Origin of the sequence: Nitratireductor sp. GCM10026969 (assembly GCF_042660605.1) — a bacterium.
GTDB lineage: Bacteria > Pseudomonadota > Alphaproteobacteria > Rhizobiales > Rhizobiaceae > Chelativorans.
Map to the genome: position 1 here is coordinate 21,500 of NZ_JBHSUM010000045.1, position 7,603 is coordinate 29,102.

8 protein-coding genes are annotated in these 7,603 nt (G+C 65.2%); all 8 read right to left on the reverse strand.

The window, feature by feature from the left end; genetic code table 11:
• Positions 1–12 precede the first annotated feature (12 nt).
• A complete protein-coding gene (locus ACFP9U_RS11685) occupies positions 13–2,925 on the reverse strand; it encodes a formate dehydrogenase subunit alpha (RefSeq protein ID WP_378621556.1) in 2,913 nt (970 codons plus the stop codon).
• 7 nt (positions 2,926–2,932) lie between these two features.
• Positions 2,933–3,151 carry a formate dehydrogenase gene (locus ACFP9U_RS11690; protein ID WP_378621558.1) on the reverse strand — a complete coding sequence of 73 codons (219 nt, stop codon included), beginning with the start codon at positions 3,149–3,151 and terminating at the stop codon, positions 2,933–2,935.
• Between the two features lie 52 nt (positions 3,152–3,203).
• Positions 3,204–3,998 carry a molecular chaperone TorD family protein gene (locus tag ACFP9U_RS11695; RefSeq protein ID WP_378621559.1) on the reverse strand — a complete coding sequence of 265 codons (795 nt, stop codon included), beginning with the start codon at positions 3,996–3,998 and terminating at the stop codon, positions 3,204–3,206.
• Between the two features lie 241 nt (positions 3,999–4,239).
• Complete coding sequence (locus ACFP9U_RS11700) at positions 4,240–4,935, reverse strand: DUF3306 domain-containing protein (RefSeq protein ID WP_378621561.1); 696 nt, start codon at positions 4,933–4,935, stop codon at positions 4,240–4,242.
• Positions 4,932–5,423 (reverse strand): DUF3305 domain-containing protein, encoded by a 492-nt coding sequence (locus ACFP9U_RS11705; RefSeq protein ID WP_322452452.1) that lies wholly within the window; start codon positions 5,421–5,423, stop codon positions 4,932–4,934. Before ACFP9U_RS11705 ends, ACFP9U_RS11700 begins: the two co-directional genes overlap by 4 nt.
• A gap of 9 nt (positions 5,424–5,432) precedes the next feature.
• Positions 5,433–6,446, reverse strand: coding sequence for a DUF6352 family protein (locus ACFP9U_RS11710; RefSeq protein WP_378621563.1), 1,014 nt, complete (start codon positions 6,444–6,446; stop codon positions 5,433–5,435).
• The gene (locus ACFP9U_RS11715; protein WP_378621564.1) at positions 6,443–6,991 is read right to left on the reverse strand and encodes a DUF6505 family protein; all 549 of its coding nucleotides are present in this window, start codon (positions 6,989–6,991) and stop codon (positions 6,443–6,445) included. The genes ACFP9U_RS11710 and ACFP9U_RS11715 overlap by 4 nt, the downstream gene beginning before the upstream one ends.
• The coding region (locus ACFP9U_RS11720) for a biotin/lipoate--protein ligase family protein (RefSeq protein ID WP_378621566.1) at positions 6,982–7,603 on the reverse strand (622 nt) is incomplete at its 5' end. The genes ACFP9U_RS11715 and ACFP9U_RS11720, both read right to left, overlap by 10 nt.

Here is a 7,603-nt window from a genome sequence, read left to right on the forward strand (position 1 = left end):
TTTTCCTCCCACTCACGCCGCCTGGACCTGGCAAAGCGTGACCTTCGGCTCCTGCATGTTCGTCACGGGATCGTATCCGTAGGTGGTGATGGTGTTGGCGCTTTCGCCGAGGACGTAGGGATCGGTGCCCTCGGGATAGTTGGCCCGCAGGTCCTCGCCCCCGAGCCAGCCGCCGAAGTGGAACGGCATGAACGCCACCCCCTGGCCGACACGCTCCGTCACCAGCGCCCTGACCCGCGCTCGTGAGTTGTTCTCGGCGCCGGTCACCCACACCCAACTGCCGTCGGAGATGCCGCGCTCGGCGGCATCCGCCGGGTTGATCTCCAGGAACATCTCCTGCTGCAACTCGGCCAGCCACCTGTTCGACCGTGTTTCCTCGCCGCCACCTTCGTATTCGACCAGCCGGCCCGAGGTGAGAATGAGCGGGAAATCCCGGGCGATACCCTTTTCGATGGCCGCCTGCTGCACCGTGTGACCGATGTTGGGCACACGGAACTGCATGGCATCGGGAAGGGTCGGATATTTCTCCACCAGGTCGACCCGGGGCGTATAGATAGGCTCGCGGTGGACGGGAACGGGATCTGGCAGGTTCCACGCCAACGCGCGCGCCTTGCCGTTGCCATAAGGATGGCAGCCGTGGCTGAGCACGACGCGCTGGATGCCGCCCGAAAGGTCGGTCGACCAGGAGACCGCGTCGATGTCGCTGCCGATGCCCTCGATGATGCTGAGTTCCTCCGGCGTCAGATCGGCGTCCCAACCGAGCTTCTTCAGGACGGCCATGGTGAATTCCGGATAGCCGTCGGTGAGTTCCGAGCCTCTCGTATAGGATCCTTCCGCGAGAAGGGTTTCGCCCTCCCGCTCAACGCCGAAGCGCGCCCGGAAGGGGCTGCCGCCATCCATGACGTGCAGATCCGGATTGTAGAGGTTCGGGGTGCCCGGGTGGCGCAGTTCGGGCGTGCCCCAGCATGGCCACGGCAGGCCGTAATAGTCGCCGCCGACTTCGGGGTCGTCCTTCGGCGCGCGCAGCGTGACCAGATCGAATTTGTGCTGGTTCCTCATATGCGCCTTGAGGCGCTCGGGCGACTGGCCGCAATAGCCGGTCGACCAGCCGCCGCGGTTCATCTCGCGCAGCACGTCCTCGGGTACCGGACGGTCGCCCTCGACGGCGATGTTCTTGAACATCGGCTCGGAAAGCCCGAGCTTTTCCGCCAGGCGATAGATGACCTGGTAGTCGTCCTTCTGCTCGAAGGAGGGCGCAACGATCTGCTCGCCCCATTGGATCGAGCGGTTGGAGGCGACGCGCGAGCCCGAGGTCTCGAACTGCGTGCACACCGGCAGGAGGTAGGTGTTCTCCGTGCGTCCCGCCTGGACGGCGAGCGAAGCCCAGGTGGTCGGATGCGGATCGGCGACGACCAGGAGGTCGAGCTTCGCCAGCCCCTTCACGGATTCGGGAATGCGCGTGATGCTGTTGCTCGCGTGACCCTGCACGAACATGGCCCGCAGATTGTCGCTCTGCTGGACCTCGTCTTTCGGCAGCAATGTCGCATCGAACCATCGCGTCAGCGGGATGCCGGGCGTCTCCATGATCTCCTTGGAGGCGAACCGTGACAGAAGGTCCTCGTAATCGATCTCCCAGACCCGCGACCAATGATTCCAGGCGCCTTCCGTGAGGCCGTAATAGAAGGGCAGGGTGACCACATCGAGCCCGATATCGGTGGCGCCCTGCACGTTGTCGTGGCCGCGGAAGATATTGGCGCCGGTGCCGGGCTTGCCGACATTGCCGGTGGCAAGACACAGGATGCAGCTTGCGCGCACGTTGGCGGTGCCGACCGTGTGCTGCGTCTGGCCCATGCACCAGATCAGCGTGGCCGGCTTCTGCGTGGCGAACAACTCGGCGACGCGCTTCAATTGCTCGCCAGGCACGCCGGAGATGCGCTCGACCTCGTCGGGCGGATACTTCGCCACCTCCTTGCGGATCTCGTCCATGCCGTAGACGCGCTGGGCGATGAACTCCTTGTCCTCCCAGCCATTCTCAAAGATGTGCCAGAGCATGCCCCACAGCACCGCGATGTCGGTGCCTGACCTGAGGCGCACATATTCGGTCGCGTGCGCGGCGGTGCGGGTGAAGCGCGGATCGATGACGATGAAGTTGGCGTGATTGAGCTCCTTGCCTTCGAGCAGGTGCTGCAGGGAGATGGGATGCGCCTCCGCCGGATTGCCGCCCATGATGATGAGCGTCTTGGAGTTGCGGATGTCGTTGAAGGAGTTCGTCATCGCGCCGTAGCCCCAGGTATTGGCCACGCCGGAGACGGTCGTCGAATGGCAGATGCGCGCCTGGTGATCCTGGTTGTTGGTTCCCCATAAGGCGGCGAGCTTGCGGAAGAGGTACGTGCCTTCGTTGGAGAACTTGGCCGAGCCCATCCAGTAGACGGAATCCGGGCCCGAGGCCTCGCGGATCTCCATCATCTTGTCGCCGATCTCGCCGATCGCCTCGTCCCAGGACACCCGGGTCCACTCACCATTGACGAGCTTGAGCGGGTACTTGAGCTTGCGGTCGCTGTGTACGAGTTCGCGCACGGCTGCGCCCTTGGCGCAGTGGGAGCCGCGGTTGATCGGGCTGTCCCAAGAGGGTTCCTGACCGGTCCACACGCCATTTTGGACTTCCGCGGTCACAGTGCAACCGACCGCGCAATGGGTGCAGACGCTCTTCTTGAGCTCGATGGGCACACCGGGCTGCGGCGGGCTGATCGCCTCCGCCTTCCGGACGGAGCCGAGCTGGAATGAGCCGATCGCGGCCAATCCGCCGACGGTGAGTCCGGAGCGCCGCAGGAAGGTCCGCCGGTCGATGGGGGCCGCGCCGCCCGCGCCCAGAAGGGATTGCAGTTTCGTTTGGCCAGCCTGGCCGTTCTTCCGCTTCGTCAGCATGGCAGCCTCACTTGTCCAGCGTCTCGTAGCCGTTCACGCGGTAGAAGGCCTTGACGTGATCGGTTTCCTGGTAGCGGGGACCCGTCTCCTCCTCGCCGGGATCGTAGGCCTGTGCTTCGCTCGCGGTGAACGTTGCGGCGGCCGTGGCGACGGCGACGGTGGATGCGCCGCTGAAGGCACGAAGGAAATTGCGGCGGTTGATCGCCGTCCGCTGCTTGTCGTGCATCCTACTTCCTCCCATGCGGTCGTCCGGCTCGACGCCCGTCTTCCTGTTGATCCTACGCGCTGCGGCGCGTCTCCATGGCGAAGCCCTCGGCTTCTATGTCTATGAACAGTCGTCCCACCGTGCCGACGGCCCGGTAGAACCGCGCTGCGTTCGCCTTTTCGAGATCGGCGAAGAAGTGTCCTGCCCATGGCGCTATATGACGCTCGAAGAAGTCGCGCTCTTCGTCGGGGGACGCTTCGAAGCGACCCCCGGCCAGACCGCTCATGATCTCGCACAGCGTGCCGAGATGGTCCTCCGGGTCGCAATGGCCCTCGGCGCGCTCCAGGCCGAGACGCTTGAGATCCTCGCGCAAGCGGGCAAGCGGGCGCTCATTCAGGAACCCTGTCAGGTAATACGACGCATAGGGCAGCAGCTCGCCGCGTCCGACCCCCTCGAAGAGGTCGAAATATTCGCGTCTGAGCGCTTCGGGAGAGGCAGCGTTCGCCGCCTGCCCAAGCGCGATATGCGCCGCGCCGAGCGGCGTGTCCGTGCCCTGGAGCATCGACAGCCGGGCGAGGGTGTCCGCATTCGGGGCGCGCAGCAGAAGGGAGCCGAGCAGGGCGTATTCCCGGGCGCGCGCCATATCGACTTCGTCGACATCTGCGGCGCTTCCGGCCGGTTCGGGATAAAGGTCGGGACGCAGGATTGTCCGCGCGACACCGGTCACAGCCTCGACTTCGAGCACATGCTCGGCGGGGATCGTTTGCCAGGCCGACACGGAAGACGGGGTCAATCCGAGCGCGTGCGCAAAAGCGCCGACGCCACCCGCCTTCCTGATCGCTTCCTCCAGACCTGAGACCATGTCCATGCTACGACCTTGACGGCGCGCGCCTCTATGGAGTCGCCGTCCATCCGATAGTAAAAACCCACATCGATGTGATTGCAAGGCTCAAATGAGAGCGCTGCAAGCAGAACATAAAGTTTTCTGCAGAGATGGCGGCTATTTTTCCGGCAAAACATGCAGTCGGCGACGATGCATCGACGCTATGTGCAGAAAAAGCCTAAAGTTGACTTTAATAGTCAAATTATATTCTTGCTGATAGACTTGCTTACCGCGGCAAGGCGCCGCCATGGCGCGGGCGCGCCGATGCTTCATGCGATCCCGCAGGTGCCGGGTCTTCGGAGGGGGAGGCCTCCGCCACTTCATTTTGCGAAAGTTCGGATTGCAGCGTTTCCGGCCGTTCTACAGGCTTGGCCGGTTCGGCCGGAGCAGGGGCTTCCGCCACCTCGCCTGGCGAAGCGGCCGCCTCCCGGTCGGAGGGGGCAAGTGCTTCCTGTTTCGGCGGCTCTTCCGGCTCGTCCGCCCCACCTTTCGGGTCGGAGCCGCCCACTTTCGACAGGAAATTGGCCACCGACTTGCCCGCCTCCAGAGGGCCGAAGCCCGGCATGGAGCCTGGCTTGTTGAAATCCCAGGCGTATTCGGCGGGACCGACATAGTTGCGGATCACCGGATCGAGCGACCACATTTTTCTCAGCGCCGTGTTCCTCAGCGCCGCCGGCACTCCTTTGCGCAGGAAGGCTGTAAGATCACTCTCCGGTGTAAGGTCTTCGAGACGGGGAAGGGGCTCCGGAGGCTCGGCAGCATCGGGATCCGTTGCGGGGAACTGGGCTTCGACCCGTTCTTCTTCTTCTTCTTCCTCCGGAACCGCGTCCCTTGCCTCATCCGGGGCGGGAGCCTCGGCCTTCCGCGCCGCTTGCTTTCGGCGCGACCAGCGGGCGAGGGGATTGTCGTCGCGGCTGGTCATTTGCCTGGGACCTTTTTTGCCATGGCCTCTATATCGGGCCGGTCGCGCTTGCGCTTGACGAAGGGGCGCTCGACGTGATGCGCCGCGACGAAGGCGGCCAGCCGCTTTTCGATCTCGGGCGGCATCGGAACGGCCTCGATGATATCGGTGCCGGGCTCCGTCCGCGCTTCGGCTTCGGACGGGTCGGCGGTCACGAGGTGGAGCGCGACGCCGGGCGGCGTGCGCGAAGGGCGGAGCGAGATCCAGAGACTCGGCTGCCTCGAATGCAGATTGTCACGATACATTCCGGTCTCGGACGCGAATAGTTGAAGCTGGAAGGCGCCGGCGAAATAGCGCGTCGCCTCGGGGGTTTCGCTGAGCACTGTCCAGGGCGCGGCGGCCGGCGCGCCGGCCAGCACCGCGACAGGCACCCAGGCATGATCGGCCCACGGGTTCTTCAGGACCCGCCGCTCGACGATTACCCCGACTTCCGTCACCTCTGTTATCATCGTGGTTCCTCAACTCGCCGGTGCGGCAACCCGGTAGGGCAATCCGGCGATCAGATTCTGCGGCTTCATGCGGATCGTCCGGTCCGGCATCATCGCCAGGATCAGCCAGACGGGGCGCGTTCCAACCTCGGGGATCACTTCGCGCGTGTCGGAGAAGGCGAGCCGGAACAGTGCGATGACGCGCTCCGCCGGCTCGGATTCGAGCTCGTGCCCGTTCCAGAGCGTGTTGCCGATCCGGGTGGCCTCGGCATCGAGACCGACGAACCAGGTCCAGCTCTCGTCCTCGATCCGGTCGACCGGCTCGATCTCCACCTCGACAGCGAGGAGATGACGTATCCAGGCGGCCATCGCGGTCGCGAGACCACGGCGCGCCAGACCGTCGCCGCCGAGATTGAGCACCATATCGAAGGCGTCGCTCCGGGCAAAGTAACCCGCCGCGTTCGCCTCATCCAGGATGTCGAGCTCGGTGACGGCAGGACCGCCAAGCATGTTGAGGAGTGGCGAGGCGTGGCGGTTCTGCTCGTGCAGTTCGACCGCTTCGGCGTCGGCAAGGAGCACCGTTCCCTCATGGAACGTCACGCGCTGGGGACGGAAGAACAGTTCCGCGGCGCGCAGGACATAAGGGTCCTGCTCGCCGTCGAGCGCATTGCGCAGCACCACCTGGGCGAGCTGGTTCATGAAGAGCGGCGGGGTATTTTCTGCCGAGCCGCGCACCAGCTTCAGGTAGGCCGCTTCAAGGCTGGGTGCGGAAAGCAGAAGGTCGCGGAAGGCGATCATGAACGTCCAGTTCTCGCGCGCATCCGCGTCCTCCATCGCGGCGATCTCGTCACCGGTCACCGGCCGGCGCGGATGGTGCATCAAGAGCTCGTGATGCAGCCGCAGCTCCGCCTCGCAGGCATTTTCGGGCGGCAGCAGCTCCGGCCGCGCGAGATAGGCCTTCAGAAACGCATCGGTGACGAGCAGCCGCCCCGCCTCGTCCCGGTCGAGGAGATGATGTCCGGAGGCGACCCAGAAATCCTTCATTTTTGCTCCCTTGCCATGGCGTGGAGATCGATGTCGTCGAGTTGCATCTCCTCCTCCTCCTCTTCGACCTCGATGACGCGGAAGGCGTTGATGGGCTCGAGCCGGCTGGCGTTCCGGTGCAGGGTGCGGAATTTCTCCCGAATACCGTCCCCCTCGCTCGTCCGTTGAATCCCAAGGAGCGTGTTCGGCGGGTGATCGCAGAGCGACTGGGCGAAGTCGATTTCCTCCTCGGCTGCCGCGCGTGCGCGATCCATGTCGGGCGCGCCGCAGTGGGTGACGAGCTGCTCCGACAGCCGCTCGACGGCCTCCGTGCGCTCCTCGGCGCTCGCTTCCGTCACGACGGCGAGGGTGGACCAGCCGAAGCTGTCGATGCCGAGGAAACCGGCGCGGAAGGCTTGGCGCTCCTTGCCGGCAAGGCCGCCCGTATCGACGCCGAAGAACAGAAAAGTGCCGGTCACCGCCCATTCTCCCGGTTCAGCCGCGCGATTGTAGACAAAGGTGTCCGACGGATCGAGCCGGATCGTCCGAGGCAATTTTACAGCCATGGTGCCCCCGTAGCCGGATCGAGCCAGGAAGGCCTGACAAGTGCGCCTCTCAGGTTCCGCCGTTCGGCGGGCTGCAGGTCGGCCGCCCGGAAAAGCAGGAGGTCTCCATTGTCGGCCAGCCGGACGCGTTGGTTCTCCTTCCGGGGCAGGCGGTCGAGCCAGCCCTTGGCGACCGGTGTGAACCCAGCCTCGCTCCATTCGTGGAAGCCGTGCATGAGGTGCCGGGCGAAGCTCGCGACGATCTCGCCCGCATCGAGCATCTCGAAGCCCACTTCCTCCAGCGCTCCGTTGTGCGGACGGGCACCGGGCTCGGCGGCGCGCAGCGCCACGGTGCGGACCATGCCGGAAAAGATGAGCCAGGGCGGGACTTCGTTCTCGCGCACCCCCTCGGGCCAGCCGAGCCGGCATCCTCCGACGAGCACGCCGTCGATTCGGATCGCGTCCGGCCAGTCGAAGGTGATCGGCTTTTCCGGCGGAGCGTGGACGGCGAGCGCATCGGCGAGCGCATTTGCGCCGGTATAGAGGGCGCGGCGCGCTTCCGCGAGCGGCTCCTCGGGCTCGAGGACGACGGCGAACTCGGCCAGGTCGTAGCGGCGCACCCACACGAGCGTG